General features: G+C 37.1%; 23 protein-coding genes and 4 tRNA genes. 19 read left to right on the top strand and 8 right to left on the bottom strand.

Translation table 11 applies throughout. From position 1 onward, the window contains the following. Positions 1-111 precede the first annotated feature (111 nt). Positions 112-771, bottom strand: a complete 660-nt coding sequence (locus PKC21_10660; GenBank protein ID HMR25797.1) for a hypothetical protein — start codon at positions 769-771, stop codon at positions 112-114. 94 nt (positions 772-865) lie between these two features. Then, positions 866-2,737: a translational GTPase TypA gene (gene typA / locus PKC21_10655; protein ID HMR25796.1), complete on the bottom strand. Its 1,872-nt coding sequence runs from the start codon at positions 2,735-2,737 to the stop codon at positions 866-868. 161 nt (positions 2,738-2,898) lie between these two features. Here typA and PKC21_10650 point away from each other — a divergent pair, with 161 nt between their 5' ends. Then, positions 2,899-3,636, top strand: coding sequence for a hypothetical protein (locus PKC21_10650; protein HMR25795.1), 738 nt, complete (start codon positions 2,899-2,901; stop codon positions 3,634-3,636). A gap of 26 nt (positions 3,637-3,662) precedes the next feature. Here PKC21_10650 and PKC21_10645 read toward each other — a convergent pair whose 3' ends face one another. After that, positions 3,663-5,222, bottom strand: a complete 1,560-nt coding sequence (locus PKC21_10645; GenBank protein ID HMR25794.1) for a SulP family inorganic anion transporter — start codon at positions 5,220-5,222, stop codon at positions 3,663-3,665. A 171-nt stretch (positions 5,223-5,393) separates the two neighbouring features. After that, complete coding sequence (locus tag PKC21_10640) at positions 5,394-5,831, bottom strand: DMT family transporter (GenBank protein ID HMR25793.1); 438 nt, start codon at positions 5,829-5,831, stop codon at positions 5,394-5,396. Between the two features lie 17 nt (positions 5,832-5,848). On the opposite strand from PKC21_10640, the gene PKC21_10635 reads away from it, so the two are divergent. Beyond that, complete coding sequence (locus PKC21_10635) at positions 5,849-6,646, top strand: hypothetical protein (GenBank protein HMR25792.1); 798 nt, start codon at positions 5,849-5,851, stop codon at positions 6,644-6,646. Positions 6,647-6,694: 48 nt separating this feature from the next. On the opposite strand, the gene smpB is transcribed toward PKC21_10635, so the two are convergent. Together smpB and PKC21_10625 are read right to left on the bottom strand one after the other, a co-directional pair. Beyond that, positions 6,695-7,153 (bottom strand): SsrA-binding protein SmpB, encoded by a 459-nt coding sequence (gene smpB / locus PKC21_10630; GenBank protein ID HMR25791.1) that lies wholly within the window; start codon positions 7,151-7,153, stop codon positions 6,695-6,697. Continuing rightward, entirely contained in the window at positions 7,153-7,818 is a 666-nt protein-coding gene (locus PKC21_10625) for a DUF502 domain-containing protein (GenBank protein HMR25790.1), read from the bottom strand. The genes smpB and PKC21_10625 overlap by 1 nt, the downstream gene beginning before the upstream one ends. A 35-nt stretch (positions 7,819-7,853) precedes the next feature. On the opposite strand from PKC21_10625, the gene purM reads away from it, so the two are divergent. Continuing rightward, positions 7,854-8,876: a phosphoribosylformylglycinamidine cyclo-ligase gene (purM, locus tag PKC21_10620; GenBank protein HMR25789.1), complete on the top strand. Its 1,023-nt coding sequence runs from the start codon at positions 7,854-7,856 to the stop codon at positions 8,874-8,876. Between the two features lie 84 nt (positions 8,877-8,960). Here purM and infA read toward each other — a convergent pair whose 3' ends face one another. Beyond that, entirely contained in the window at positions 8,961-9,200 is a 240-nt protein-coding gene (gene infA / locus PKC21_10615) for a translation initiation factor IF-1 (GenBank protein HMR25788.1), read from the bottom strand. A gap of 144 nt (positions 9,201-9,344) precedes the next feature. Further along, positions 9,345-10,838 (bottom strand): hypothetical protein, encoded by a 1,494-nt coding sequence (locus PKC21_10610; GenBank protein HMR25787.1) that lies wholly within the window; start codon positions 10,836-10,838, stop codon positions 9,345-9,347. Positions 10,839-10,984: 146 nt separating this feature from the next. Here PKC21_10610 and PKC21_10605 point away from each other — a divergent pair, with 146 nt between their 5' ends. The 16 genes from PKC21_10605 (at position 10,985) to rpsL (ending at position 26,707) form a co-directional block, all read left to right on the top strand. Continuing rightward, positions 10,985-11,575, top strand: coding sequence for an SPOR domain-containing protein (locus tag PKC21_10605; protein ID HMR25786.1), 591 nt, complete (start codon positions 10,985-10,987; stop codon positions 11,573-11,575). A 12-nt stretch (positions 11,576-11,587) separates the two neighbouring features. Then, positions 11,588-12,346, top strand: a complete 759-nt coding sequence (locus tag PKC21_10600) for an RNA methyltransferase (GenBank protein HMR25785.1) — start codon at positions 11,588-11,590, stop codon at positions 12,344-12,346. A 191-nt stretch (positions 12,347-12,537) separates the two neighbouring features. Then, positions 12,538-12,613 (top strand) — tRNA-Thr (locus PKC21_10595). A 145-nt stretch (positions 12,614-12,758) separates the two neighbouring features. Further along, positions 12,759-12,844 (top strand) — tRNA-Tyr (locus PKC21_10590). A gap of 28 nt (positions 12,845-12,872) precedes the next feature. Further along, positions 12,873-12,948: transfer RNA gene (locus PKC21_10585), tRNA-Gly, on the top strand. 31 nt (positions 12,949-12,979) lie between these two features. Next, positions 12,980-13,054: transfer RNA gene (locus PKC21_10580), tRNA-Thr, on the top strand. A 65-nt stretch (positions 13,055-13,119) separates the two neighbouring features. After that, complete coding sequence (tuf, locus tag PKC21_10575) at positions 13,120-14,316, top strand: elongation factor Tu (protein ID HMR25784.1); 1,197 nt, start codon at positions 13,120-13,122, stop codon at positions 14,314-14,316. An 83-nt stretch (positions 14,317-14,399) separates the two neighbouring features. Then, positions 14,400-14,780 (top strand): preprotein translocase subunit SecE, encoded by a 381-nt coding sequence (gene secE / locus PKC21_10570; protein ID HMR25783.1) that lies wholly within the window; start codon positions 14,400-14,402, stop codon positions 14,778-14,780. A gap of 6 nt (positions 14,781-14,786) precedes the next feature. Next, a complete protein-coding gene (gene nusG / locus PKC21_10565; protein HMR25782.1) occupies positions 14,787-15,449 on the top strand; it encodes a transcription termination/antitermination protein NusG in 663 nt (220 codons plus the stop codon). Between the two features lie 8 nt (positions 15,450-15,457). Then, the gene (rplK, locus tag PKC21_10560) at positions 15,458-15,886 is read left to right on the top strand and encodes a 50S ribosomal protein L11 (GenBank protein HMR25781.1); all 429 of its coding nucleotides are present in this window, start codon (positions 15,458-15,460) and stop codon (positions 15,884-15,886) included. A gap of 12 nt (positions 15,887-15,898) precedes the next feature. After that, the gene (gene rplA / locus PKC21_10555) at positions 15,899-16,594 is read left to right on the top strand and encodes a 50S ribosomal protein L1 (GenBank protein HMR25780.1); all 696 of its coding nucleotides are present in this window, start codon (positions 15,899-15,901) and stop codon (positions 16,592-16,594) included. A gap of 31 nt (positions 16,595-16,625) precedes the next feature. Beyond that, positions 16,626-17,162 carry a 50S ribosomal protein L10 gene (gene rplJ, locus PKC21_10550; protein HMR25779.1) on the top strand — a complete coding sequence of 179 codons (537 nt, stop codon included), beginning with the start codon at positions 16,626-16,628 and terminating at the stop codon, positions 17,160-17,162. A gap of 35 nt (positions 17,163-17,197) precedes the next feature. Beyond that, positions 17,198-17,572, top strand: coding sequence for a 50S ribosomal protein L7/L12 (rplL, locus tag PKC21_10545; protein HMR25778.1), 375 nt, complete (start codon positions 17,198-17,200; stop codon positions 17,570-17,572). Between the two features lie 302 nt (positions 17,573-17,874). Next, positions 17,875-22,047, top strand: coding sequence for a DNA-directed RNA polymerase subunit beta (gene rpoB, locus PKC21_10540; GenBank protein ID HMR25777.1), 4,173 nt, complete (start codon positions 17,875-17,877; stop codon positions 22,045-22,047). 37 nt (positions 22,048-22,084) lie between these two features. Next, on the top strand, positions 22,085-26,251 hold the full coding sequence (gene rpoC, locus PKC21_10535) for a DNA-directed RNA polymerase subunit beta' (protein ID HMR25776.1): 4,167 nt from the start codon (positions 22,085-22,087) through the stop codon (positions 26,249-26,251). 87 nt (positions 26,252-26,338) lie between these two features. Next, positions 26,339-26,707, top strand: coding sequence for a 30S ribosomal protein S12 (gene rpsL, locus PKC21_10530; GenBank protein HMR25775.1), 369 nt, complete (start codon positions 26,339-26,341; stop codon positions 26,705-26,707). Positions 26,708-26,711 lie beyond the last annotated feature (4 nt).

The raw sequence follows: 26,711 nt of genomic DNA, 5'->3' as shown, positions 1-26,711 counted from the left end.
CAGATTATTTTTAATGAACACTCGGCTGATCGGGCAAGAGCCCTCAAGGCCTTCGTGTATCATAAAAAATAATCTTTCATGTACGAACACTTTATTAAATGACTATAATATTCAATCAATTTGTTGACGCTCAAACTCGAATAAAAACTTAAATGTTATGCGAGCCGATTCATTATTTGGAATGCAAATTAGGTTGATATGAGTTTGAGCTTTTCTGGTGTCATTTTCATTAGCATCGCGCACCATACTAATAAAGCTGTTAAAAGCATGCTTATTGTTATGATCTGGTTTGGCTAGAGCAATATTGCATAAAGTTGACTTTCCAATTGTTCTTGCTTCTTTGACTACAAAATTAATTTTACTGTAAAAGTCATCTAGATCAGTATTTTCTTGAATATTATAAAGATTAATATTTGTTTTAAGCATGCTCGTGTATTTTTTGTTTATGGAAACTTCATAAGATTTATCTTCAAAATTAGCTGGAAAGTTTTTTTGAGCATCCTCCCAGTACATTAAGACATTGGTATAATGTCCTTGAAGACCAAGCTCTAAATAGTAGCTCAGTTCTAAAGCAGTGTTTTTTCTTCCACCCTTATCATATGAATTTGGATGAATCTCTATGGAATTTAAGGTGACAGATAATATGTCTGATGGACAAAGATTGTATGGGTCAGTACAGTTTTCAAGAGATGTTACGTCGTTTGAAAAGGCCAACTGAATATTTGCCATCCATAAAACTAAAATAAAAAAATAAGCCACAGTTTTTTGCATCGTAAATCTCCCTACAGTTTTTAGGACGATTTAGCATGTTTTGACTTACAATGTCAAATGCATGAGCTTTAACGCAAAGCTAAAATGTAACACATTATTTGCGTTTGACACTGCGCATATTGCTGGCCAATACTTTTTTACGCATTCTTATTGTACTTGGCGTGATTTCTATCCACTCATCATCATCAATCCACTCAATGCTGTCTTCTAGGCTCATTTTTTTTGTGCCGGCTAAAGTTACTAAAATGTCTGCATTAGCAGCTCTAAAGTTGGTGAGTTTCTTTTCACGACAAACATTAACGTTAAGGTCAGTATCTTTATTAAATTGACCAACAATCATGCCTTCATACACTTTTGTTCCTGGATCAATAAAAAAGATCCCTCGGTCTTCTAGGCCAAGTAGGGCATATTCAGTGGCATCACCAGTTCTATCTGCAATTAGTGCACCCTGACTTCTATGTAAAAATGCTTTGGAATTTTCTTTAAAGCCATCAAGCTGTGAACTCATCAAGCCCTGACCTTTGGTGATAGATAAAAATTTAGACCGGGTACCCAATAAACCTTTGGTTGGAATAGTGAATTCTAAACGTACGCGTGGATTGCTACTGCCTTCATTGGAGCCTGTTGCGGTTTCATATTTGCTCAAGACACCGCCGCGATTTTGAAAAAGTTGGGAAAGGTCACCCACAGATTCTTCTGGTACATCTAAAACAGCTATTTCATAGGGTTCCAATATTCTACCATTTTCATCTTGCTGAGTCAGTACCAAAGGTTTCCCAACTAAAAACTCCAAACCTTCGCGACGCATTTGTTCAATTAATATTGCCAATTGTAACTCACCACGCGCTAATACTCTAAATTGATCGGAACTTTCAGTTTCTTCAAAGCGTAATGCAACATTTTGCCTGATTTCACGCAATAGACGTTCACGTAATTTTCTAGATTGAATGGCTTCACCATCTTGACCTGAAAAAGGGGAGTTGTTGATTGAGAAAATCATGGATAAAGTTGGATTTTCTACATTGATACGTTCAAGAATAGGTATATTTGCGTTGGCAGCAAGGGTGTCACCAATTTCAAATTTGTCGGTTCCAGCTACAATTCCAATATCACCGGCTTGTAATTCTTCCACATCAACTTGTTTGAGTCCTTGATAGGTAAATAGTTTTGTTACTGTAAAGCTTTCCTGCACAAGCTCTTTTTTAGTATTCAGGCCATGACGGATAATTTTTTGGCCTTTTTTAATGCTACCTGAATTGATCTTTCCAATAGCTAAACTGCCCACATAATCAGAATAAGCTAGGTTTGAGATAAGCATTTGAAAATCTTGATTGGCTACGACATTGGGTTGTGGGAAATCTTCAAGAATAAGGTCAAATAGAGGCTTTAAATCAGAACTCTTGCTTCCGTTGACAAGATCTTCAATTTCTCCTTTGTCTGCGGTGCACCAACCCTCACGCCCACAAGCATATATAATGGGAAAATCAAGTTGTTCATCCGTGGCTTCTAATTCCATAAACAGCTCTAAAACTTCATCCACCACTTCTGTGATTCTATTGGAATGCCTGCATTCATTGCGATCTACTTTATTGACCACCAATGCAATTTTATGGCCTTTGGCCAAAGCTTTTTGTAAAACAAAACGTGTTTGTGGAAGAGGCCCTTCAGCAGCATCAACTAAAAGAATTGCGCCATCAACCATGTTCATGATCCGTTCTACCTCACCGCCAAAATCAGCGTGTCCAGGGGTGTCAACAATGTTTACTTTGATATTACCAACAGTGATTGATGTGTTTTTTGCTAAAATAGTTATGCCACGTTCACGTTCTAGGTCCATAGAATCCATAACGCGTTCATCTACGCTTTGATGCTCAGCAAAAGTTCCTGCTTGCTTTAATAAAAAATCAACCAAGGTGGTTTTTCCATGGTCAACGTGGGCTATGATACAGACATTTCTAAAATTCATTGGCGGGAGTGTACGGTTTTTTTTTATAAGGTCAAGGCAAAACTTGCCTATCATAGCGTTTTTTGGCTAAAGTCGCATTTCACAAAATATGTACATGTTTTGTAGGGGTAAGTACTTAAAATTAAAAGAAACGGTTTGGCATTAAGGTTGCTTAATAATACATGATGGCAAAAAAAAATAATTTTTATAATGCTTGTTTGACATTAATTATGCTGTTGGTTTTCACCAGGTCTTTGCATGCACAAGATATTCAGCAGTATTGGAGCAATTTAAATCCAGATCAAATGAGCTTAAAAGTTGATGGCGATCAAATTAAAGTATGCACAGCAATCAAAATGCTAATCTTACCAGAAGCAAAGAAAATAGCGGCTTATAATAATAATGCAAATGATATACGTTACATGGGGCGGTTTTGCCCTGCTGAAGAATTTTTCTCTTATGCCAATTTATTGGAGGATCTACAAAAAGATATTTTAACGACACAAAATATCCTAAAATCAAGCTTTGAAAAAGAGTGGAGTATAGAAAGCCTACAGATAGCTTTTATCAAGTCTTTTGCTTCTGGAAACAAACAGAATTTAAATTGTTATGCGCCAGATTTAGAGCTGAGTGCTGATCAAAAGTATATTTTGTATCTGGCTATCATGGAGCTGCATACTAGAAGTCTTTTTGGAGTGGTCATCAATGACACAAGCCAAAGAAAGGCCATTTTAAGCTTATTTGAGAGAGTTTTTGGAGTAAAAAGTAATATCAATGGACGGTATATGATGGATCCCATACTTGCAGAGATGATTTTGCAGTTAAAAAAAGAGGCTTTGCTAGAAGCAAGAGAATATCAGATCATTAGCCCAGAAGTTTTTGAAGAACTCAGCTTAAACATGTTTGATGTGAAAAATTAAAAGTATGAAAAAACATTTATGATAAATTAACTGTCTTTGATGGGTTGATCAATGTCATCAGGGAGTTTGTATTCGCCTGAGGTCGTTATTTTACCTTGGGTATAACGATTAAACAAAGTGTCCCACTCCAACTCAACCAAACCACCGTTTTCCTCATGCCTATGTTTAAATGCAGACAAGAGGTCAAGGCAAGCGTGATCAATAAATTCTAAGTTTTCAACATGAAAACATACTTTTGTACCAGCATCAATGGTTTCTAGTTCTTGGCCAAGTTGCGGAAGAGCTAAAAAAGTAGCCGAACCATGTAATATGATTTCTATGGCATTGTCTTCAGACTTACGCTCAATTTCCAAATGAGAAAGAGAGTAAACCAGCTTTATGGTTGATAAGACCAAGCCAATGATTATGCCATTAAGTAAGTTGAGACATATAATGCCAATGATTGTTGCTAAAAAGATAAAAATGACAGGTTTTCCATATTTAAATAAGGACTTAATGGCAGAAATATTGAGCAACTTAAAGCCAATATAAATTAAGATTGCGGCTAAGCTTGAAGTTGGAATTAGAGCTAAAAGGTTTGGGAAAAATAAAATAAAGGTTAATATCCAAATAGCTTGCATCACTGCAGAAGCTTTAGAGGTGGCTCCAGCATCAACATTGACAGTTGACCTACTGATAACCCCAGTAACAGGAGGAGCCCCAAGTAACCCACAAATTATATTGGCTACACCATGTGTAGCAAGCTCCTTATTGTAGTTTGTTGCTGGGCCATTATGCATGCGAGCAACGGCATTTGCACAAAGTAAGGTTTCAGTTGTTCCAATAAAGGCCAGTGCTATGGCCGCCATAAAAATATCTGGCTTTATAGAGTTTGTCCAAATGTCCCATTGAGGTAGGCTAACTATTTTTAAAATATTGTTGGGTACATCTATATACTGAATATTGAGTGCTAGAAAGTGAGATGTTGCAATTGCAATTAAAATGCTCAATAAGGCACCAGGAATGACTTTAAATTTTATGGGTTTATATTTTTCCCAAAAAAATAAAATAAACAAGGTAAGTGTGCCAATAAATGCGGCACTGGTTTGGTTGGGGTTGGATCGTTTAATAAAAGTATCAAAAATTGCATAAGGAATCATCAGTAAGTTTTTTAGCCCACTTTCATAAAGATGACCGTCAAACATAATGTGAATTTCGCTAACTATAATAAGAACTCCAATTCCAGATAACATGCCTCTAATGACTGCGGGTGAAACCGCTCTAAAATATCTACCTAACTTAAAATATCCACCTAGAAATTGTAATATGCCGGTGATGACTACTATTAGAGTAAAAACAGCAACATCATGTTTTTGTACCATCTCCATGATAATGACAGCCAAACCAGCGGAAGGCCCAGCTATTTGCAATGGCGCACCACCAAAAAGGCCAACTACAATTCCGCCAACTATACCTGTGATAAGTCCCAAAGCCGGGGGTAAGCCAGAAGCCAAGGCTACCCCCATACTCAAAGGTAAAGAAATTAAAAAAACAACCAAAGAAGGTGTAAAGTCTTTAATGATGTTTTTTGAAATAGTATGAATCATGTAAAATTTATATGGTATTTTAGTGCTTTAATAAAGCTATTACTTTAGCTATTGTTGAACGAAGTTTGTATTTTGATTAGCCTGAGTCTTTTTAAAAAGTTTTATTTATGGTTTTTAGTTTAGTATTTATTTGTAATAGTACATCAAAACTTAAAAAGTAAAGTGTAATGGTTACTTTGAAACCAAAAAAGTTCCAGCTAATAGTAGAAGAATACCTAAAATTTTTTCTGGGGTTATAGTTAAGGTTTTGCCCAATATTCCGTAGTGGTCATAAACAAGAGAAGCAATAAGCTGTACAGCAATCATAGTACTGAAAAAGATTAGGCCTCCTATTCTAGGGACGTAAAATAGACTGGTAAAAATATACAAGGCTCCTACAAGTCCACCAAAAAAAAGATAACTTTGTTTAATGCTCAGGTGAGAAAAATTAGGTTTTTCTAAACCAAAAAAAAGAATAGAGCTGCTAATACAGCTGATTGCAACAATGAAGTTAAACAAGGCTCCCCATAAAGGGTGCCCTAATTTATCTCCCAATTTTGCATTGGCTAAAGCTTGTAAAGGGACAATTAGGCCTAAAATGATAGGAATGAAGTACTGTATTGATTTCATGATAAGTGTTTTATATAATGAAAGACTGGATGCACCAATTGTTTCAAGCTATTTTTTTGTTTTTTACGCTATTGTTAGCATCTTGCGGCAAAGAAGATCCTCAAAGAGAATTCATTAAAAAACTTTTTTCTAATCAAACAGAAACTTTGTACATTGAGCTAGACTATATGCAAGGAACTCTGCCGGTAACCATTGATCCAAATAGTGGACTTCATATATGGCAGCTCTTACAGTATAATCTAGATCACATTTTTTCAGGATCAAAAAACTTACTCATTCCTTTAACAAGTTCAGATATGAGTCAGATTTCTGCAGAAAGCAAAAACTATACACGTGAAGACTTGATTCATCTTGCGATGCAACACAGAGATAGCCCAGCTTGGCAAAACAAACAAGCTTCAATCTACATGTTATGGGTAGATGGGTATTTTAAAAATAACCAAGAACAAACTGAAACCAATGTTTTAGGATTGTCTATATCTGGGCAAGCGATGTTAGTTGTATTTAAGCCTGCCGTTGAACTTGCTTCAAGTAGCTTTCCCCATTATGAAGCGTATGCTCAGCAAATAGTTGCCAATCATGAGATTGGTCATGTCATTGGTTTAGTCAATAATGGGTTGTCAAACGTTTCTGATCATTTAGATGAAAGTTCTGAGCATGGTTCAGCGCATTGTAATAACACTAACTGTATTATGTTTTGGCAAAATGAAGCAAAAACACATGATATAGCTGCGTATGTTATGGCAGAGAATAATCTTAATTTGGTGTTATTTGATCAAGCTTGCTTAAATGATATTCACGCTTTTATAGAGTGAATTGAAACTGCTTATATGCAGTTGGACAACTTTATTAAAAGTTTAGGTTTAACGGTTATAGCGCAAAAGATCTCTTTCAACATCACGTTGTTTAATACTTTCTCGCTTATCATGAGCTTTTTTACCTTTACCTAAACCAAGCTCTAATTTAATTTTACCATTTTTTAGATACAATTTCATTGGAACAAGACTTAATCGTTGTTGAGCAATTTGCATCGCCAAATTTTGAATTTGTTTTTTATGCATCAACAGTTTCCTTGTTCTGACTGATTTTGGAGCGCTATGTCCACCTGTGTTTTCATAGGGTTTAATGTAAACTCCTTCTAAAAAAAGCTCATCTTTAACAATATTTGCATAACCTTCTTTGAGTTGGACATTGCCTTGGCGAATAGATTTTACTTCACTACCCAAAAGAACGCAGCCAACCTCAAAGCTGTCAATGATTTGATAATTATGTTTTGCTTGTCTATTGTGGGCAAATTGTGTTGGAGGTGTGTTTTTTGCCATCACAAAACCTCTGGATTTTCAAAATCGACGCTAACCATCCCACCTGAAACAACTAATTTAAAAGCAGCTTCTATGCCAAAATCTGTGGGAATTGTTTCTTCTTCTGGAACAAGAATTAAGTAACCACTTGTTGGGTTAGGGGATGTTGGAACAAAAACATTAAGAAGCTTTTTACCAGTAATACGAGAAAAATACTTTTGCTGATCGCTGGTTACAAAAGCCATAGTATACAAACCTTTTCTGGGATATTCTATTAGGATAACGCGCTTGAATTGATTGTAATGATCTTCTGCAGTAAAGTTTTTTAAAATTTCTTTGGCAACACGATGTATAGAGCGTGCAAGAGGGATTTGGTCAATAATACGATCTCCCAATTTAATTAAAGTATGTCCAAAATAATTTCGACTTAAAATGCCAACTAAAATTATAAAGAAAATTGTCACTGCTATGTCCAAGCCCGGGACTTTATAGCCAAGTAAATAGTTAGGATGAAAATCGGCTGGGATTATATAAAGAAAAGTACCGTCGTGAATACGTAAAATACTTTCAAAAAAACCGAACACCAACATAAAAAACTTTAAGGTGATGTAAAAAGGTAACAAGACAAATAAACCTAATAAAAAGTAATGTTTTAAAATTTTTTTTAATGCGTTGAAAATTCTCATAGACTCTTTCTTTTTGCTGCGTTACAAGTTACCACATGTCGGAAAAAAGTTTAAGTTATAGTGATGCGGGTGTGGATATAAAAAAAGGCGATGATTTTGTAAATAATATTAAGCCTTTGGCCAAAGAAACCTTTCATAAACATGTTCAAAATAATATTGGAGGCTTTGCTTCTGTGGCCAGTATTCCAAGTGAATATAAAGAGCCAATGATTGTTACTGCCACAGATGGTGTTGGTACTAAATTGCTTTTAGCGCGTGAGTTAAATCATTATGAGCAACTGGGCCAGGATTTAGTAGCTATGTGCGTTAATGACTTATTAACTTTAGGGGCTAGTCCTTTTTTATTTTTAGACTACTATGCTTGTGATTCAATAAACCTTCAGCAAGCAACAGAAATTATAAAAAGTATAGCTAAAGCTTGTAAACTGTCAGGCTGTGCATTGGTTGGTGGAGAAACCGCAGAAATGCCAGGCTTATATGCCAAAAATGATTTTGATTTAAGTGGTTTTTGTGTTGGGTTGGTTGATAAAGCAAACATTATTGATGGAAAAAATATAGAAGAAGGTGATGTTGTTATTGGATTGCCGTCTTCAGGTGTTCATTCTAATGGTTTTAGTCTAGTGAGAAAAGTGATTGAGCATGCTGAATTAAAATTAAACGAAACCTACCCAGGTTTTGAAACAAGCCTTGGTCAAAGTTTATTAAAAGGAACCCGTATCTATGTAAAGACTGTATTGTCTATGCTAAAACAGGGACTAAAAATAAAAGGTATGGCACATATTACTGGTGGGGGTATTGCAGGAAACCTGAGTAGAATTTTACCAAGTCATTGTGATGCTATAATCAAAAAAGATACATGGCAGATTCCAACACTGTTTTCTTTTTTACAAAGCAAAGGTAATATTGACCAAGAAGAAATGTTTAAGACATTTAACATGGGGCTAGGCTATCTTTTAGTTTGTTCACTAGAAGACAGTAAGAAGCTACTAGAAAATTATTTAGATGCTGTTGTTGTAGGGTCTATTAAGTCAGGCAACCAGAAAGTCAGTCTTGTTTAAACCAAAAGGGGAATGACCCGTCAATATTGATATCAGTTTATTAATAATTGATAAAATATGATTTACTTAGGGTGTTAAAAATAATTAAGATCTGCTCAAAGCAGGGTCTTTGCCTCTGTATGTAATTAAACCGTGGCTAGGATCATAAGGAGAGACACCAACTGTAACGTGGTCTCCAAGAATAACGCGTATATGTTTTCTTCTTAGTTTGCCGGCAAGTTTTGCTGCGATTCGCATGCCATTGGGTCCTTCAACCATAAAGTTACCACCAGCCGCGACTTCAATCACTTTTCCTTCAATTAAAACTAAATCTTCTCTTGCCAAACGAAACACTCCTTAATTTAATAAAATGCAATAAGCTATTAATTATTATGCCGCATGTTTATTGAATTTAAAGCAAAAGATCAAGTTCTTCTTTTGTTTTAGTATGTCTTGTTGATGGGAAAGTCTTTGAGGCGATCTAGATAATTAAGTTGTTTTTTGTTGGGCTAGGCCCAGAAGAATATAAAATTTTCTAAGAATATAAATTTTATAGCTTTGACTGATTTTTTGTATTTTTTTTAGAGTTAAGCTTTTGGAAAAGTACTGATTTTTTTTTAGAACTTTTTCTATACAAACATAATCGTTAAAATACTTTATTTTATAAAAAAGCCCTTTTTTTAACTTGTGGCTTTGGATGTGTTCAGTGAACAGTTTTGGTGAGTTGGCTAAAACTGAATCGTAAACAGACTCCTTAAGGACTGCATCCATATTTAAAAAGTGTTTTTGTTTTATCACGTTATCTATAAGAAGTTGAGCAACAAAATTTTGGTTTATGTTTTGTGTATGTTGTAGGATACTATTTTGATCAGTTTTGCTCAGGGTGTTTAAGTTTTTTATAAGCCATGAGCATGTGGCTTGTTTAGAACAATGGGGGAGCAATAACCTAACCAGCTTTCTTTTGTTTTGTCTTGATAAGTTTTGGGCTAAGTCAATGACTAAATTTGGGTCAATAGATGCATCCATTATATAGACAAGTTGATGTAATGTTTTTTGATATAATCTATTTTGATTTTGTGAAAGGCTAAAAATTTTCTGCAAAAAGCCACTGTCACCTCTATGAATTCTGGCAAGGTAGCGAACAAAAATCATTTTTGACGGATGAAGGATAAAGTTTTCAGTGTGTTCAAAACATAAGATGAAAAATTCTGTTGGAATTGTGCTGAGTAGATTTTCACAAGCCTCTTCATGTTCTAAAAGGATTTTAAAAAACTTTAAATGGTTTAATGTTTTTCTAATCAGGGTGCTTGACCATAATGAGACATTGCTTTTTAGCGGATAGTTTTTATGGGTATAGCTTTCTATCAGATTGAAGGCGTCCCGATAGCGTTGGTTTTTTATTAAGTTAAACAGAAAGATCTCCAAATCTTCCCTTAGTTTTACGCTCTCCGGATAAGTTTTTAATATTTCTAGTAAAGAGAAAAGGTTGTTGATGTCATTGGTAGATGTATTTATTGCACTAAACTCATGTTCGCATTTTTTCAAAACACTTTTAAAAGATGGAGTGATTGTTTTTTTAAAATAAACTCCCCAACCATGTGTAGAGAATTGATGGGTTTTGATCGGGCGTTTATTCACACTAGATAATAGGAGAGATAAAAATTCTTCAAAAGCATTTAGTTCAATTGTATTGAGCACGCGAACTTTATAAATACCCAAACGAGTTAAACCAGAAAAAGGAGATGCTTTGCTAAAAATATAAGTTTGGTGACGGTGGTAAGAAATAGAGTTCTGGTAAAAATTAAATTGTATAATCTGTTTTGGTATAGCTTGAAGTTTGTCGTATAAGCTTTCAACCAGTTTTTGGTTTTTGCTAGTGTTTTGCTCAAGCTTAAGGTAGCTTTGCAAAGCATCCAGAAAAATAAAGTGAGGGGTTTGCTCAAGTTGGGAGTGTTCTTTTATTTTAAGTTGCTGACTGTACATGGTTGATATTAACAATTGTTTTAAAAAGAGTTAAAAAACGGTATAAGCTTGCAAAGTTTACTCTACTGAACTTTATGTTAAATAAAGTAGATGGTAAGCTTTTAGAGTCTTTAGGGCTCTTTGTAGTATAAGCATGAATTATTTTTATGAAATTCACAACAAATAAGCAAAAAGTTTATTATATTGGGTTTCCCCTATTTGTCTTTTTTTTATGTTTCATTTCTTACAAGATTGGCTATCAAAAAGGTATTTATAAAGTTACTTATAATGAATCATTAGAAACAATTGTCGATAGAAAGGTTATTAAGAGACCAGAGAAGCTTATTTTTTATGATGAATTAAACAAAGAGCTAGATGATAAGGTTGACTCAGAAAGTGAAAGTTTATTGGTTAAAAAAACACCTAAGGTTGTTGAGACGCCAAAAGAAGAAACACCTGTTGTTAGGCAGGATGAATTGCAGTCAAAAAGTACTTTAGACAGTTCCAAAACCACTTTTCCAGATAGTTTGGTCATTCAATTGAGTGCTTTTAAAGATAAGGATAAAGCCCAAGAATTGGTTAACAGTTTACAGTCAAAAGGGTTCTTAGCCTTTTTAATCTCTCAAGAGGGAGATCAAATATGGCATAGGGTTTTTGTTGGCCCATATGATAATCGAATCAAAGCCAATGAAGGGATACAAAAATTAGAGCAAAATGGTTTTGGGCGAGGATTTATTGTAGATCAACCAACTCAGTAAGGGAATAATGAAGTGACACAACAGCAGTATGAACTTGATCTTTTTACCATTAGGCAGTTTGAATACGCGATTAATTCGCCATACTGTCAGATTCTTTCTATAAGTGTTAGCAAGCAGTTTTTAGAGTCAAGAGCTTTTGATAAATATAGGGATATGTTTTCAAAATTAAAAAAGAAAACCAAAATTGTTGAAAGTCTTGAGTCAAATAGAACTAAGAAAGATAGGGGACAGATTTTTGCAAAAGTAAATTTGCACACATATCATTCAAGTAAGTCCTGGATGACGTCTTGGAAAAAAAAAGATGTCCCTGCCCGTATTTTGCTTTTAGATCAGGTCCAGGACCCTCAAAACTTAGGGGCAATGGTGAGAACGGCTAAATTTTTTAATTATGATGCCGTGATGGTTTCAAAAAGAAACAGTGCACCATTCAGTTCAACGGTGGTTCAAGCTTCAAGCGGGGCCTTGTTTAGTCTACCCATCATTTGTGCCAACAATTTAAAAAGAGAGATCGACTTTTTAAAAGAAAACTATTTTTTTTGTTTGGGTTTAGATACGAATGCCTCAATAACTTTGTACGATTCTAAGTTTTTAAATGAAAATTTGATTATTGTAATGGGAAATGAAGGAAAAGGAATGCGAGCATTAACTTTAAGTGCTTGCGATGAAGTGTATAAAATTTCCCAAAAACCAAGCTTTGAGAGCTTGAATGTGAGCGCCGCCGCATCTATTGCGATGTATCACTTTGATTATAGAAAAAATAAGTCTGATTAAAAAATGTACTTTTTTTGTCTGTGAATTGCGTTTTCTAAGTAATTAGAATAAATAAGGTTTTTTAAGAAAATATATCGGTTTTAAACTTTTCCTAAATGGTTGACAAACATAAAAAAACAAAGTACTGGGTGCGCTTTGTTATTAGTCTTTAAAAGCGGCTAAAATATGCTTTTAAAGACTAATCAAGCTAAGCTGGTGTAGCTCAATTGGTAGAGCAGCTGATTTGTAATCAGCAGGTTGCGGGTTCAAGTCCCATCACCAGCTCCACAGTATCTGACAAGTAACCGTGTTAGATATGTAGATAAAATTTTCCGTGAAAGCGGAGAAGCGGAAAAAATAAAACCGCGCTTTTATTTTTTCCTGGCTGAAGGTGCTGAAGCAATAAAATGCAGAGCATTTTACATAGTCAAATGGAGAGGTGGCCGAGTGGTTAAAGGCATCAGACTGTAAATCTGACGGTTAACGCCTACGTAGGTTCGAATCCTATCCTCTCCACCACTGTAGCTTGGTGAGAAACGCTGTGCATGCGGGGATAGCTCAATTGGTAGAGCATCAGCCTTCCAAGCTGAGGGCTGCGGGTTCGAGTCCCGTTCCCCGCTCCAAACATTGATTTTATTATCAAAGTTTGTTATTGCCCGCGTAGCTCAGCGGTAGAGCACTTCCTTGGTAAGGAAGAGGTCATCGGTTCAAGTCCGATCGCGGGCTCCAGATGAAAGAATGCTTTTTAGAGAAACTAAAGGGCAAAGTAAAAAACTGTAGGAGAAAGAAAGAAAATGGCAAAAGAAAAATTTGAAAGAACGAAACCGCACGTTAATGTTGGTACCATTGGTCACGTTGACCACGGTAAGACAACAACTACTGCGGCGATTACTTGTGTTTTAGCAACAAAAGGCATGGCTACTTATAAAGCATATGATGATGTGGCTAAAGCTGATGCAAAATCATTTAGAAGAGATGCGACAAAAATTCTTACAGTTGCTTTGTCTCACGTTGAATATGAGTCAGAAACTCGTCACTATGCGCACATTGATTGTCCTGGTCACGCTGACTACATTAAAAACATGATTACAGGTGCAGCTCAGATGGACGGTGCAATTCTGGTTGTTAGCGCACACACTGGTCCAATGCCTCAAACAAAAGAGCACGTATTGTTAGCACGTCAGGTGAACGTACCTTCAATTACAGTATTCTTAAACAAGTGTGACTTGGTTCAAGATGAAGAGCTGTTAGAGTTGGTTGAAATGGAAGTCACTGAGCTTCTTGAAAAATATGAGTTTAAAGATTCTAAAATTATCCGTGGTAGTGCTACTGCTGCTATTGCTGATCCAGAAGGTGAAGGCGGAAAATGTATTTGGGATTTGATTGCTGCATTAGATGAAAGCATTCCTGAACCAAAACGTGAAATAGATAAACCGTTCTTAATGCCTGTTGAAGATATTTTCTCAATTGAAGGTCGTGGAACAGTTGTAACTGGTAAAATTGAGCGTGGCGTTATCAAAGTTGGTGAAGAGATTGAGATTGTGGGTTTGAAAAACACTCAAAAAACAACCGTAACAGGTGTTGAGATGTTTAAAAAACTGCTTGATCAAGGACAAGCTGGCGATAACGTTGGTTTATTGGTTCGTGGTGTAAAGCGTGATGAAGTTGAGCGTGGACAGGTTTTATGTAAACCAGGTTCTGTAACTCCTCATAAGAAGTTTAAAGCCAGTGCTTATATTCTTAACAAAGAAGAAGGTGGTAGACATACTCCGTTCTTTAAAGGGTATAGACCTCAGTTTTACTTCAGAACCACTGACGTAACAGGTGTTTGTAAGCTGCCTGAAAATGTTGAAATGGTTATGCCAGGTGACAACATTGAGATGGAAGTTGAATTAATCAACCCAGTTGCAATGGAAAAAGAAGTACGTTTTGCTATCCGCGAAGGTGGTAAAACTGTTGGTGCCGGTGTGGTATCAGAAATTATTGAATAATTATTAATTATTTGTTATGTGCCTCCTCCAGCTCGAGTAAATCGACTTGGGGAGGTATAAGTTTTTAAGGGTGAGTGTTTGTCATGTCGGGTGATAAAAAGTGGATAAATCTTAGTTTTGTTTCTTTGGCTATAATTTTAGCTTGGATTCTGAATCAGACGTTTTTGTTGGTTGCACGATATGCAAAGCTACAAAACCCTTTGTTTTTAGATGTTTTGCCTACTTCAGCTCTATTGGCTATGTTAGTAAGTGCTGCAGGGGTCTTTTTGTATACACGACAAGCAAAAGTGCAGAGTTTTGCTTTTGAGGTTCTGCAGGAACTTAAAAAAGTCGTTTGGCCAACCAGAAAGGTAGCATACCTTTCGACAATTGTAGTTGTCATTTTGGTGGTTATTTCTGCTAGCGTGTTGGGAGTTTTTGATTGGCTGTGTACAAGTCTAATTGGCTTGGTATTGAAGGTGTGATTGAATATGGTTTTTAGTGAAGAACAATCTAACGCAAACAACAACGAAGACTTGCAAGATTCTTCCGTTGAGACGGCAACTGATTCTGTAAAAGAAGTTGGTGTTGATGCTGAAAATCAGCTTTCAGTTAAGAATCCAAACTTTAAATGGTATGTTGTCCACGTTTATTCTGGTTATGAACAAAGAGTGAAAGAAAGCCTAATAGAGCGGATTAAATCTTTGTCAGCAGAAGCCAATTTTGGTGACGTTTTGATTCCATCTGAAAACGTTGTAGAGATGGTTCAGGGGCAAAAAAAGACCTCAAAGAGAAAGTTTTTTCCAGGTTACATATTGGTTCAGATGGATTTGACAGACGATATGTGGCACTTGGTAAAAGGTACACCAAAGGTTACTGGTTTTGTCGGTGGGGCTTCTAGAAAGCCAACGCCTGTACCAGAAAATGAAGTTTTAAGGTTAACTCAGCAAATCAGTGAAGGTGTAGTTAATCCAAAATTAAAAATGAGTTTTGAAAAAGGAGAAAACGTTCGTGTTGTTGAAGGTCCTTTTCAGAACTTCAACGGTGTGGTGGATGAAGTTAAGCCTGATAAAGGTAAGTTAAGAGTGCTTGTGAGTATTTTTGGACGTTCGACTCCAGTTGAGTTGGACTATGCACAAGTAGAAAAAAGTTGAGGTATAAAATGGCAGAGAAAAAAATACAAGCGTTTATTAAGTTGCAAATACCTGCGGGTAAAGCAAATCCAGCACCTCCTGTTGGTCCCGCGTTAGGGCAACATGGTGTTAACATCATGGATTTTTGTAAGGCATTTAATGCTGATACTCAAAGTATGGGTGATACCGTTGTTCCTGTTGTTATTACAGTTTATCAGGATAGAAGTTTCACTTATATTACCAAAACGCCACCAGCTTCAAACCTTCTTAAAAAAGCTGCTGGAATAGCAAAAGGTTCCGGTGAGCCCCATAAAAATAAAGTGGGAAAGGTTACCGATGCTCAAATTGAAGAGATTGCAAAAACAAAAATGCCTGACCTCAATGCAGCTAGTTTAGAAGCAGCAAAAAAAATTGTAGCAGGTACTGCCCGAAGTATGGGTATAGAAGTGATTGGCTAGGAGATAGATACAATGGCGACAATGACAGGTAAAAGATATAAAACCAACAGTGAGAAAGTAGCTGTAGATAAAAAATATGCGGCGCGAGAAGCGTTTGAAACACTAAAGGGTTTTGCTGCCCCAAAATTTGATGAAACAATTGATTTGTGTGTTCGCCTTGGGGTTGACCCAAAGCAAGCTGATCAAATGGTCAGAGCCTCAGTGAAATTACCGCACGGAACCGGAAAAGAAGTTAGAGTTGTTGTGATTGCAAAAGCAGATAAGGCTCAGCAAGCTAAATCAGCGGGTGCTGACATTGTTGGTGATCAAGATGTTTTAGATAAAATTGCCAAAGGCTGGTTTGACTTTGATAAATTGATTGCAACACCTGACATGATGGCTGCTGTGGGTAAGTTGGGTTCTTCTTTGGGTCCAAGAGGTTTGATGCCAAACCCAAAAACCGGAACAGTAACTTTTGAAGTTGAAAAAGCAGTCAAAGATATTAAAGCCGGTAAAGTAGATTTTCGAGTTGATAAAACAGGCAATGTTCATACTGTTGTAGGTCGTATGTCGTTTGATGCTGAAAAGCTAGCGCAAAATTTATCAGCTGTTATGGACTCTATTGTAAAAGCCAAGCCGTCTTCTGCCAAAGGGGTCTATATTAAAAACATTAGTGTTTCTGGGACTATGAGTCCTTCAGTAACACTTGATCCAGGACAGTTTCAGTAATTTTTAATTGCTAATAGGTGGAGTATTTAATATGCCAAGTCAAAATAGAATAAGAAAAGAAGAACAAGTTGCTTTATATAAAGAAAAGTTTTCTAAATCGAAAGCAGCAGTTTTATCTTTGTGCACGGGAATTAGTGTCGAAGATATCACTGAGTTTAGGGCTAAACTTCGTTCTGAAAATGTAGAGTTTAAAGTTTTAAAAAATACAATTGCCTCACGAGCAGTAGAAGGAACAAGTCTGGAGCCTTTAAAAGAAGAGTTTTCAGGACAAACAGCGGTTGCTTTTACTGAGAGTGATCCAGTTGTGTTAGCAAAGATCATTTCTGATTTTGCAAAAGCGCAAGAAACATTTTCTATCAAAGCCGGTGTGTTGGATGGAAAATTGTTGGATGCGAAAAGTGTAGATGCATTAGCAAATATTCCAAGTAGGGAAGTTTTGTTGAGCAGGTTGGCTGGATCACTTCAGTCGCCCTATGCAGGTATGGTCTACGGTTTATCAGGTATTCTTCGGAAGTTTGTTTATGTCCTTGACGCTATCCGAAGAGAAAAAGAAAGTAAGGGCGAGTAGTCTTTTAATATTGGGAGAGAAAAATGGCTGAGAAAATGACAAAAGAACAATTTGTTGAAAATGTAAAGGCAATGTCTGTTTTAGAACTTAAAGAGTTGGTAGACATTTTTGAAGAAGAATTTGGTGTTTCTGCTGCTCCTGTTGCAGTTGCCGGTGCGGCAGCTCCAGCAGCTGGCGGTGAAGCAGCTGCGGCTGAAAAAACTGAATTTAACGTAACTTTAAAAGCTGCAGGCGACAAAAAAATCCAAGTGATTAAAGTTGTTAGAGCGATCACAGGTCTTGGTTTAAAAGAAGCTAAAGATTTGGTTGATGGTGCGCCAAAAGCGATTAAAGAAAATGTTGCTAAAGAAGAAGCTGAAAAAATCAAGGCTGATCTTGAGCAAGAAGGCGCTACTGTAGAACTTTCTTAATAGATCGTTTGGTTGTGGACAAGTCTATGGGCATTGCTTTTTAGGCTTGTAGCTATTTTGAGAAGCGTAAATGAATTGAATTAATTCATTTGCGTTTCTTTTATAAGATTAAATGTTTTTTATTGTTGAATAGTATTTAAACAATAAAAAAATAGGATTTTAGTCAGTCTTTGATAAAGGTGTTTAACACTGCCTTTATCTTAAAAATAAAGTTTGGTGTAAACCAAACTTTACTGCATAGAGGGAAACACTGTTGAGCTCATGCAGAAGTTTAATAATATTATATATTTAGGAGTTTTTGAATGGCCTCATTTGTAAACCACTTGCATCGACCCCGTAAAAATTTTTCACAAATTAATAAGGTTATTGATGTACCAAACCTTATTGATATTCAAAAAAGATCATATGAGAGGTTTTTGCAAATAGGGGTCCCGGAAGATCGACGAGAAGATATAGGTTTACAATCTGTTTTTAAGTCTGTTTTTCCAATCAAAGACTTTAATGAAACGGCATCGTTAGAGTTTGTCTCTTACAAGCTAGAAGATCCAAAATATGATGTAGATGAATGTCTGCAAAGAGGTATGACTTACGCATGTCCAGTGCGTGTTGTGGTGCGTTTGGTTGTTTGGGATACATCTGAGGGAGCTCCTCCTGGCGCAATTCGGGATGTAAAAGAGCAAGAGGTTTATTTTGGTGAAATTCCTTTAATGACAGGTGACGGTACATTTATTAATAATGGTACCGAAAGAGTGGTTGTAAGTCAGTTGCATCGCTCTCCTGGCGTATTTTTTGAATCTGCTAGCGCAACCGCGGTTTCAAGAAGTAATGTGCTTTACTCGGCAAGAATGCTTCCTTACCGTGGATCTTGGCTAGATTTTGAATATGATCACAGAGATGTTTTGTATGTAAGAATTGATCGTCGTAGAAAAATGCCAGCGACCATTTTGCTTAGAGCTTTAGGTTATTCTGAAGAAGATTTATTAAACTTCTTTTATAAAGCAGAAACGGTTAGCTTTAAGGGTAAGGATATTTTTAAAACGGTTATTCTTGACCTTTTGCCAGGGCAGATGGCTAGCTTTGATGTTAAAGATCCTAAGTCTGGTGAAGTTTTGGTAAAAGCAGGGAAAAAATTTACCAAGTTTTCATTAAAAAGAATAGAGCGTGCTAATATTGATACCATTAAGATCAATGCCGAAGACATCATTGGCCGCTTTGCTGCTAGAGATGTAGTAAATAAAGATACAGGTGAGGTTATTTTAGCGGTTAACCAAGAGCTTACAGCGGAGATTTTTGATGATATTAAAGCTGCGGGTATTGAGTCGTTTGAACTGCTTTACATAGATGGTGTTAATGTTAATGCGGCTTTGAGAAATACTCTTATTGCAGATAAAATGACAACCCAAGATGAGTCTATTTTGGAAATATATTCAAGACTACGTCCTGGCGAACCGCCGACACTTGAAACTGCAACAGCTTATTTTGAAAGTCTGTTTTTCAATCCTGATCGTTATGATTTGTCGCATGTGGGCCGTTTAAAAATTAATCATAAGTTTGGTTTTGAGACAGATTTAGAAGTTAGGACTTTGCAAAAAGAGGATATTCTTTATTCAGTAAAGTATCTTTCAGGTTTAAAAGATGGTTTAGGCGTGACAGATGATATTGACCATCTAGGTAACAGACGTGTTCGTACTGTGGGAGAACTGGTAGAGATTCAATATCGTGTTGGTCTGGTTCGTATGGAAAGAGCCATTAAAGAGCGTATGAGCTTACAGGATGTAGAAACTTTAATGCCGCATGAATTAATTAACTCTAAACCTGTATCTGCGGTTGTTAAAGAGTTCTTTAGTTCCAGTCAGTTGTCTCAATTTATGGATCAAACCAATCCATTGTCTTCCACAACGCATAAAAGAAGACTTTCTGCTTTAGGACCAGGAGGTTTGACAAGAGAAAGAGCTGGCTTTGAGGTTCGCGATGTCCATGAAACTCACTACGGAAGAATTTGTCCTATTGAGACGCCTGAGGGGCCCAATATTGGTTTGATTACCTCATTGTCAACATTTGCGCGAGTCAATGATTACGGTTTTATTGAAACTCCATATAGAAAAGTAGTTGATGGAGTTGTAACTGATGAAGTTAGTTTTTATTCTGCTCTTGAAGAAGAAAAGCATATTATTGCTCAAGCCAACGCACCTATCAATGCAAAGGGTAAGTTTACGGGTGACTTGGTTCAATGTAGAAAAGCTGGTGAAACAATCTCTGTTGCTCCATCAGAAGTAACTTTAATGGACGTATCGCCGAACCAGCTCGTTTCTGTAGCGGCGTCTTTGATTCCATTTTTGGAAAATGATGATGCAAACCGTGCATTGATGGGGTCAAACATGCAACGGCAAGCAGTTCCTTTGCTGTCGGCAAGTGCACCTATTGTTGGTACAGGTATGGAAAGCATTGTTGCTCGTGACTCAGGAGCAGCTTTGGTTGCTGTTAATGACGGTGTTGTTGAATCTGTGGATGCGGGAAGAATAGTGATACGTTCAAAAGCGGGTTCTAAAGCTTCAGGTCCTGAGGTAGATATTTATAATTTGGTTAAATACCAAAGATCTAACCAGGCAACGTGTGTTAACCAAAAGCCAATTGTAAGAAAAGGTGACCATGTTATGCGTGGTGAAGTTATAGCAGACGGTCCATCAACATCAAAAGGTGAGCTGGCATTAGGTAAAAATGTAATTGTCGCATTTATGCCATGGCAAGGCTATAACTTTGAGGACTCAATTCTTTTATCTGAAAGACTCGTAACGGAAGATGTTTATACATCAGTTCATATTGAAACCTTTGAACTTTTTGCTAGGGACACCAAATTAGGAAAAGAAGAGGTAACTCGAGATATCCCAAATGTGGGTGAAGATGCTTTGAGAAATCTTGATGATTCTGGGGTTATTCGAATTGGTGCCGAGGTTTCTTCTGGCGATATTTTAGTTGGTAAAGTGACGCCAAAAGGTGAAACTCAGCTTTCACCTGAAGAGAAATTGCTAAGAGCAATTTTTGGAGATAAAGCAGGAGATGTAAAAGATACATCACTTAGAATGCCTCCAGGTGCAAAAGGTACTGTAATTGATGTGCAAATCTTCTCTCGTGAAGGCGTTGAAAAAGATGCTAGAGCTAAAGAAATTGAAGATATGCAAGTCAGTAAGTTGTTGCAAGATCAGGAAGATCAAATAAAAATTATTCGTGAGTCTTCTTATGCAAAAATAGCAAACATTTTGACTGCAGAAAAAGTAGCTGCTGATCTTAAAGATAACAAAGGCAAGACGCTTATCAAAAAAGGTACAAAAATCACACAAGAAGCCTTAGATGAAATTCCAAGACATAAGTGGAAAGATATTGCACTTGTAAGCAACGAAGAGGCAGAAAAACAGGTTCTACAGACGTTTGATCAGTTAGCTGAACAAACCGATGGTATAAAGCACGCTTTTGATGAGAAGATTTTAAGAATCAAAAGTGGAGATGACTTGTTACCAGGAGTTATCAAAATGGTTCGTGTGTTTGTTGCCATCAAAAGAAGGATTTCAGTCGGTGATAAAATGGCAGGACGCCACGGAAACAAAGGTGTTGTCTCCAGAATTATGCCGGTTGAAGATATGCCTTACTTAGAAGACGGAACGCCAGTTGATGTTGTTTTAAACCCTCTGGGGGTTCCATCTCGGATGAACGTTGGGCAGATTATGGAAACACATCTGGGTTGGGCAGGTCGTATGCTTGGCCGTAAAATTGATCAAATGATCGAAGAAAAAGTTGATAGTGAAAAAATTAGAGCTTTTCTCAAGAAAGTGTATCACAGAACTGAAGATCACGAATTGATTGAAAAAGCCGGTAAAAGCGAGGTGCTAACTTATGCAAGAAGAATTGCAGAGGAGCATGTTCACTTGGCAACACCAGTATTTGACGGCGCAAATGATGAGGATATTAAAGAATTGTTAAAATTATCTGATGTTCATACTTCAGGACAAAGTAAACTTTTTGATGGTAGAACAGGTGATTCATTTGACCGTATGGTGACCGTTGGCATCATGTATGTGCTTAAGTTGCACCACTTGGTGGATGATAAGTTGCATGCCCGTTCTATTGGACCATACTCGCTTGTGACTCAGCAACCTTTGGGTGGTAAAGCTCAGTTTGGTGGTCAAAGGCTTGGAGAGATGGAAGTATGGGCTTTAGAGGCTTATGGTGCAGCTTACGCTTTGCAAGAGTTTTTAACAGTAAAGTCAGATGATATTGCTGGTAGAACAAGAACGTATGAAGCTATTGTCAAGGGTGAAAATCACTTAGAGTGCGGCTTACCTGAGTCATTCAATGTGCTTTTAAAAGAGTTAAAGGCTTTATCGTTGGATGTACGCTTGATTGAGGCTCCAGAGGCTTCTGTTGAAGAAGGATCTGATGATAAAAATAAAGAGTCTTCTGACCAAGAGGCAGCGGCTTAATTTTTAGTTTGAATATTAAAACTAGAGGAAAAAGATAATGCAGAATTTATTTTCATTCTTTGAAAAACCAAAAGATCCACTATTTTTTGAAGCTATCCAAGTTGGATTGGCTTCTCCAGAAAAAATATTGGAGTGGTCGTATGGTGAAATAAAAAAACCAGAAACCATTAACTACAGAACCTTTAAGCCTGAAAGAGATGGCTTATTTTGTGCTAAAATTTTTGGCCCAGTTAAAGACTATGAGTGTAACTGCGGTAAGTACAAAAGAATGAAGCACCGTGGGATTGTATGTGAGAAATGTGGTGTAGAAGTTATTGAGTCAAAAGTTAGACGTGAACGCATGGGTCACATTACTTTAGGTTCACCAGTAGCGCACATTTGGTTTTTAAAATCTTTGCCTAGCCGCATTGGCAATCTTTTAGATTTAACCTTAAAAAATCTTGAAAAAGTTATTTACTTTGAAGCGCATATTGTTCTTGAGCCTGGTGCTTCTAGTCTAGAAAAAGGTCAAGTACTTAGTGAAGATGAATATCATAAGGCTCTTGAAGACTTTGGTGATACTGGTTTTGAAGTAGGTATGGGCGCTGAAGCCATTAAAGTTTTGTTGGCGGATCTTGATTTAGAAGATTTGGCTGTAACCATAAGAGAAGAAATGTCTGCTACTAAATCAGAAGCTAAGAAGAAAAAATTAGCCAAGCGTTTAAAAGTTGTTGAGGCGTTTAGAGAGTCAGGTAATAAACCAGAGTGGATGGTTTTAGATACTATTCCTGTTTTACCACCGGATTTAAGGCCTCTAGTGGCTCTTGAAGGCGGTCGTTTTGCTACAGCAGATCTTAATGATCTATATCGTCGTGTGATCAATAGAAACAATCGTTTAAAACGTTTGTTAGAGCTTAATGCTCCTGGCATCATTATTAGAAATGAAAAAAGAATGTTGCAAGAGGCTGTTGATGCTTTGTTTGATAACGGTAGAAGGGGTAAAACCATTACTGGAACTAACAAAAGACCATTAAAATCTTTGTCAGATATCATCAAAGGTAAGCAAGGTCGTTTTAGACAGAACCTTTTAGGAAAACGTGTTGATTATTCAGGACGTTCAGTGATTGTGGTTGGTCCTGAGTTGAAATTACATCAGTGTGGTTTGCCAAAATTGATGGCCCTAGAGTTGTTTAAACCATTTATTTATCAAAAACTTGATGAAAGAGGTTTCGTTCCTACAGTGAAAGCGGCTAAAAAAATGGTAGAAGATCAGACAGATGAAGTTTGGGATGCATTGGATGAAGTGGTAAGAGAACATCCAGTGATGCTAAACCGTGCACCAACATTGCACCGCCTTGGTATACAGGCTTTTGAACCTGTTTTGATTGAAGGTAAGGCTATTCGTTTGCATCCATTGGTTTGTTCTGCGTTTAACGCTGACTTTGATGGTGACCAAATGGCAGTTCACGTTCCATTGTCCATTGAGGCCCAAGTGGAGGCACGCGTATTGATGATGTCTACCAATAATATTTTATCTCCGGCCAATGGCAAGCCCGTTATTGTGCCTTCGCAGGATATTGTTTTAGGTTTGTATTATTTGACTAAAGAAAGACCTTTTGCTGTTGGGGAAGGAAAAAGCTTCTCTAGTGAAGAAGAGGTGAGGATTGCCTATGACTCTGGTGCTGTTGAATTGCATGCTAAGATTCATGCAAGAATTCGTGGTGAAAAAGTCCAGACAACTGTGGGGCGTGTTCTTCTTTTAGAGGCTTTACCAGAAGGCTTGCCGTTTTCAATGATTAATAAAGTCATGGATAAGAAAGCTTTGGCAGATATTGTGGATCAGGCTTTTCGTCTATGTGGCCAAAAAGATACGATTTTGTTGGCAGATCAATTGAAAAACCTTGGCTACAAGCATTCTACTCAAGCAGGTGTGTCGATTTGCATGGATGACATGCAAATTCCAAGTAAAAAGTCTGAGTTGTTAGAAAAAGCGCAAGCTTCAGTACAGCAAATTCAAAAGCAATATACTGAAGGCTTAATTACTGATGGTGAGCGTTACAACAAAGTTATTGATGAGTGGGCTCAGGTTTCTGAGCAAATTGCTGGAGAAATGTTGGGTGAGCTTAGTACTGATATTGTAACCAGTGCCGATGGTAAACAGTCTGAAGAAGCACCAAGTTTTAATCCTATTTTTATGATGGCTGATTCAGGAGCTAGAGGTAGTGCTCAGCAATTGAGACAGTTGGCTGGTATGCGTGGTTTGATGGCTAGACCATCAGGTGAAATTATTGAGACTCCAATTACAGCAAATTTTAAAGAAGGTTTAACGGTACAGCAGTACTTTATTTCTACACACGGTGCTCGTAAAGGTCTTGCAGATACAGCATTAAAAACAGCAAACTCTGGTTATTTAACTAGACGTTTGGTGGATGTTGCTCAAGACGCGGTTATTACTGAATATGATTGTGGCACTTTAGATGGAGTTGAAGCAGTTGCCTTGATAGAGGGTGGAGAAATAATTGAGCCATTAGGAGATCGTATTTTAGGTCGTGTGGCATTAGAAGATGTTGTAGATCCATACTCTGGTGAAGTTATTATTCCGGCCAATGTTGAGATTGATGAAAAAATTGTAGCTAAGGTGAATAACTCAGTTATTGAAAAAGTAAAAATTAGATCAGTTTTAACATGCCAAACTCGTAGAGGTATTTGCTCACTGTGTTATGGCCGTGACTTATCTCGTGGTAGAATGGTGAGTATTGGTGAAACTGTGGGGGTTATTGCTGCGCAGTCTATTGGTGAACCTGGAACTCAGTTGACCATGAGAACTTTCCACGTTGGGGGAACTGCGACTCGTAGAGCAGAGCAATCAACATTGGAAAGTCGCAATGCGGGTACAATTAAGTTTATTAACTTAAATACGGTAAAAAATAAAGCAGGGCGTTTAACAGTTTTAAACAGAAATGCTGAAATTGCCATTGTTGACGATAAGGGTCGTGAGCGTGAGAAATATAAAGTTCCTTATGGTTCAGAAGTATTCTTTGATGATGGTAAAAAAGTTAAAGCCAATACGATGATTGCTGAGTGGGATCCATATACCATCCCAATTATTACTGAGGTTGGCGGTTTTGTTCAATATAACGATATGATAGAAGGTAACACTGTTGCTGATCAAGTAGATGCTGTGACTGGACTTTCGCGTAAAGTGGTTATTGAGGCAAGAGAGGCTGGTTTGAGACCTTCAATTATCTTAACCGATAAAAAAGGTGAGGCTATTAAATCAAAGGTTACCGGTGGTGATATTCAATATGTGTTACCGGTGGGAGCTAACTTAGCTGTTGATAACGGTGCTGAGTTAAAGCCTGGAGATGTGGTAGCTAAAATTACCCGTGAGAGCAGTAAAACGAAAGATATCACAGGTGGTTTACCAAGGGTTGCCGAGCTTTTTGAAGCAAGAAAACCAAAAGAAGTTGCGGTTATTTCTGAGATTGATGGTGTTGTGTCTTTTGGTAAAGATACAAAAGGTAAACGTAAAGTGATTGTAACGCCTGAAGTTGGTGATGCTCGTGAATACTTGATTCCTAAAGGTAAGCATATTTCTGTTATTGAAGGAGATAGAGTGGTTGCAGGCGAAGCATTAATGGATGGTTCTGCTGATCCACATGATATTTTAAGTGTTCTTGGTGAAAAAGAATTATCAAAATACATGGTAGACGAAGTGCAAGAGGTTTACCGTTTGCAAGGTGTAAAAATTAACGATAAACATATCGAAACAATTGTTCGTCAAATGTTGCGTAAAGTTAAAGTCGTTGATCCAGGTGAGACCAACTTCTTGTCTGGAGAGCAAGTGGATAAAGCAGCGTTTTATGAAGAAAATGATAAAGTCTTGGCAGAAAAGAAAAAGCCTGCAAAAGCAGAGCCTTTGTTGTTGGGTATTACTAAAGCTTCTTTGTCTACCGAGTCATTTATTTCAGCTGCATCGTTCCAGGAAACAACAAAAGTGTTTACTGAAGCTGCAATCAACGGAAAAATAGACCATTTAAGAGGCTTAAAAGAAAACATTGTTATGGGTAGAATCATTCCAGCGGGAACAGGAACCGCCCATTATAGAAACTTAGGGCTTGAGGTTGTAGGAAAAGAAATTAAATCAATGGTAGATCCTACATTGGAGAGTTCTGCTAATGAAAACAGCTACATAGAGAGTGTGACGACAGAAACAGGTGCTTAAAAAGCTTAAAAATTAGGGCCTTAGTTAAAAGTTCTTGACTTTTGGCCCACAATTCCTTAGGTACGCATTCTTTAGAAAAGGAAAAATATGCCAACGATAAACCAATTAGTTAGAAAAGCGAGAGTAAAACAGAGCCAAAAGAATACGGCTCCTGCATTAGCAAAATGCCCACAAAAAAGGGGTGTTTGTACAAGAGTTTACACAGTTACGCCTAAAAAGCCAAACTCGGCTTTAAGAAAAGTGGCCAGGGTCAGATTGACCAATGGTTATGATGTTACGGCCTATATCCCAGGTGAAGGGCATAATTTACAAGAACACTCAGTGGTTCTGGTTCGTGGTGGTCGTGTAAAAGATTTACCTGGTGTTCGTTATCATATTGTAAGGGGTTCATTGGATACTGCAGGTGTACAAAATAGAAAAAGAGGCCGCTCTAAGTACGGTTCCAAGAGGAGTTAAGGGT

It is taken from the genome of Oligoflexia bacterium (assembly GCA_035326705.1).
Lineage (GTDB): Bacteria > Bdellovibrionota_G > JALEGL01 > JALEGL01 > JALEGL01 > JALEGL01.
The sequence above is the reverse complement of the archived record's forward strand: the minus strand, read 5'-3'. Positions and strand labels throughout refer to the sequence as shown.

Bases quoted from the DNA above. Each gene is read 5' to 3' on its own strand.
- nusG (HMR25782.1), top strand. From the start codon at position 14,787: ATGGTTTTTAGTGAAGAACAATCTAACGCAAACAACAACGAAGACTTG.
- smpB (HMR25791.1), bottom strand. From the start codon at position 7,153: ATGGCAAAAAACACACCTCCAACACAATTTGCCCACAATAGACAAGCA.
- PKC21_10660 (HMR25797.1), bottom strand. From the start codon at position 771: ATGCAAAAAACTGTGGCTTATTTTTTTATTTTAGTTTTATGGATGGCA.
- PKC21_10635 (HMR25792.1), top strand. From the start codon at position 5,849: ATGAAAGACTGGATGCACCAATTGTTTCAAGCTATTTTTTTGTTTTTT.
- typA (HMR25796.1), bottom strand. From the start codon at position 2,737: ATGAATTTTAGAAATGTCTGTATCATAGCCCACGTTGACCATGGAAAA.
- PKC21_10640 (HMR25793.1), bottom strand. From the start codon at position 5,831: ATGAAATCAATACAGTACTTCATTCCTATCATTTTAGGCCTAATTGTC.
- rplK (HMR25781.1), top strand. From the start codon at position 15,458: ATGGCAGAGAAAAAAATACAAGCGTTTATTAAGTTGCAAATACCTGCG.
- PKC21_10645 (HMR25794.1), bottom strand. From the start codon at position 5,222: ATGATTCATACTATTTCAAAAAACATCATTAAAGACTTTACACCTTCT.
- rplL (HMR25778.1), top strand. From the start codon at position 17,198: ATGACAAAAGAACAATTTGTTGAAAATGTAAAGGCAATGTCTGTTTTA.
- rplJ (HMR25779.1), top strand. From the start codon at position 16,626: ATGCCAAGTCAAAATAGAATAAGAAAAGAAGAACAAGTTGCTTTATAT.
- rpsL (HMR25775.1), top strand. From the start codon at position 26,339: ATGCCAACGATAAACCAATTAGTTAGAAAAGCGAGAGTAAAACAGAGC.
- rplA (HMR25780.1), top strand. From the start codon at position 15,899: ATGGCGACAATGACAGGTAAAAGATATAAAACCAACAGTGAGAAAGTA.
- rpoB (HMR25777.1), top strand. From the start codon at position 17,875: ATGGCCTCATTTGTAAACCACTTGCATCGACCCCGTAAAAATTTTTCA.
- PKC21_10610 (HMR25787.1), bottom strand. From the start codon at position 10,838: ATGTACAGTCAGCAACTTAAAATAAAAGAACACTCCCAACTTGAGCAA.
- purM (HMR25789.1), top strand. From the start codon at position 7,854: ATGTCGGAAAAAAGTTTAAGTTATAGTGATGCGGGTGTGGATATAAAA.
- rpoC (HMR25776.1), top strand. From the start codon at position 22,085: ATGCAGAATTTATTTTCATTCTTTGAAAAACCAAAAGATCCACTATTT.
- secE (HMR25783.1), top strand. From the start codon at position 14,400: ATGTCGGGTGATAAAAAGTGGATAAATCTTAGTTTTGTTTCTTTGGCT.
- tuf (HMR25784.1), top strand. From the start codon at position 13,120: ATGGCAAAAGAAAAATTTGAAAGAACGAAACCGCACGTTAATGTTGGT.
- PKC21_10605 (HMR25786.1), top strand. From the start codon at position 10,985: ATGAAATTCACAACAAATAAGCAAAAAGTTTATTATATTGGGTTTCCC.
- PKC21_10650 (HMR25795.1), top strand. From the start codon at position 2,899: ATGATGGCAAAAAAAAATAATTTTTATAATGCTTGTTTGACATTAATT.
- PKC21_10625 (HMR25790.1), bottom strand. From the start codon at position 7,818: ATGAGAATTTTCAACGCATTAAAAAAAATTTTAAAACATTACTTTTTA.